At 58.6% G+C, this 2295-nt stretch carries 1 pseudogene; it reads right to left on the minus strand.

What is annotated here, in order from left to right:
* Positions 1–1326: pseudogene (locus tag JL811_RS20285) on the minus strand (PD40 domain-containing protein); the annotation flags it as partial.
* Positions 1327–2295: the final 969 nt, after the last annotated feature.

Below are 2295 nucleotides of genomic sequence, written 5' to 3' on the forward strand. Positions count from 1 at the left end.
GTCATTGCCGAACAGCTGATTGGTGCCGTTGCCGCCGCCATGGATCGTGTCATTGCCCGATCCGCCCTGCACGGTGTCATTGCCCAGACCACCCCAGAGGATGTTGGCACCTGACGCGCCGAAAATCAGATCGTTCCCTGCCCCGCCGCCGATATTGTCGTCGCCAAGCCCGCCATAGATCGTGTCAGCCGCATCTCCGCCCCGGATCGTGTCATTTCCGGCCCCGCCGCCGATGAAATCCCCGCCCGCACTGGCCTGAATGAAATCGGCGCCGTCGCCCCCGAACAACTGGTTGCGCCCACCCCCTCCGAAGATCTGGTCATTGCCCGCCCCGCCATCGACCGTATCATTGCCCAACCCGCCATAAAGCGTGTCATTGCCGATGCCACCGTTGATCTGGTCTGCGCCTGCCCCACCACCGATGAAGTCCTCGCCGTCGCCACCCAGCAGCGTGTCGTTGCCGCCCTCACCCCGGATCGTGTCATTGCCCGCGCCGCCTTCCAGCCTGTCAGGGCCGGATGTGCCGGTTATGTCCTGCCCGCTATCAAACAGCGGGTTGGCAATGACATAAACGTCATCGCGCAGATTGGTGTCATCCGATACCAAAGGCGCGCCCGAAGAAAATGTCACAAATTTCCCGTCAGCCGAGATGCGGGGAAGCGCACTTATAAAGGCAGCTTGTTGTCCGGCGTCATCAACCGACACGCGCATCGTCCCGCCGGTCTGACGGTCATGCACGAAAACATCCAGCACATTGTTCGTATCGCCCGGCACAAGGGTCGTGGCATTGGATGTGAAGGCCACAAACCGCCCGTCGTCAGAAATACTGGGGCTCGTGCTGAAATTATCAGCCTGCGTCCCATTCGTGGCAACCGAGACCCGCTCGGTCTGCCCCGTGACCCGGTCATGGACAAAGATATCCGACACGTTATTAGTATCACCCGGGACGAGCGTTGCCGCGGCGGATACAAAAGTGACGTATCGCCCATTTGCCGAGATATTGGGCAATGTGCTGGCATTGTTGCCTTGAGTTCCATCGCTGGCGACCGAGACGCGCGTGGTTTGCCCCGTCACCCGGTCATGCACAAAGATGTCATCACTGCCATTCGTGTCGCCTGACACGAGATTGATGGAATTAGACTGAAATGCAACATAACGGCCATCGCCTGATATGCTGGAATTGGCACTGAAAAAATTACCTTCGGTGCCGTCGCTGGCGACGGAAACCCGGGTTGTCTCCCCTGTCACGCGGTCATGCACAAAGACGTCGCGATTGCCATTCGTGTCACCCTGGACAAGGTTCGAGGCCGTGGACACGAATGCCACATATCGCCCATCGGCTGACAGGGACGCGGACTGAACGTCGCCATTTCCTTCTGTTCCGTCACTGGCGACCGAGATGCGGGTCGTCTGTCCCGTAACCCGGTCATGGACGAAAGCATCTGTCGCAACGTTCTGAATTCCCGGGACAAGATTGAAGTCGAGGCTGAGAAAGGACACGAACCTTCCGTCTGCCGAAATATCGGGGGCAAAACTGTTCAGCGTTGCCTGCGTCCCGTTGCTCAGGACGGACACGCGCTCTGTATTGCCTGTTTCCCGGTCATGCACAAAAATGTCGGTTGAAAAATTGGTATCACCCGGAACAAGGTTCGACGCGATAGATTCAAAAACGACAAACCGCCCATTCGCCGAAATACTTGTATTCGAGCTTGGTTGATTCCCTTGTGCTCCATTGCTGGAAACCGAGACCCTTTCAACCATTGTATCCTCCAAATTTCAAAAATGACCTTTAATCGTTCAACCCGGTGCGTCGACCGGCTGGAAAACGCAAAAGCCAAAACCGCCAGGCCGGAAGATCCAGCACCCGCTCGCCGCCTGGCATGTTGATCCGGCCCTGTGCGTCGACGCCCGCCTGCTCCTGCATGACTCGCTGCAATTCTGAAACTCAGGATAACCCAGAGCATCCTTTCTTTCATAGAAACATTCTTCCCGACGTTGTCGTCCTGACATGGGGGTGTTGATCCTGCAGGCGGTGCCCGAAGGGAAGAGTTGCCAGGAGAAGGACAGCGAAACACGCTCCGCCCCCCCCCGTGTCGGGGGGCGTCTTCGGCATTACCGGTGCGGGCGGAGGGTTTCTGCCAGGCCTGCCCGTGTTCGACTACAACAGAAAATCCCCCGCCGTCACCCCCGCCCCGACCCCTGGCGCGCCGGTCAGTTCCAGCACCCAGTCGGCGGCACCATCGCCGTTCTGATCGCCGATCAGAAGACCCCCGGCGGCGAAGTGGTAGAATGAGG

The sequence above is a fragment of the Szabonella alba genome (assembly GCF_016765775.1).
GTDB classification, from domain to species: Bacteria; Pseudomonadota; Alphaproteobacteria; order Rhodobacterales; family Rhodobacteraceae; genus Szabonella; species Szabonella alba.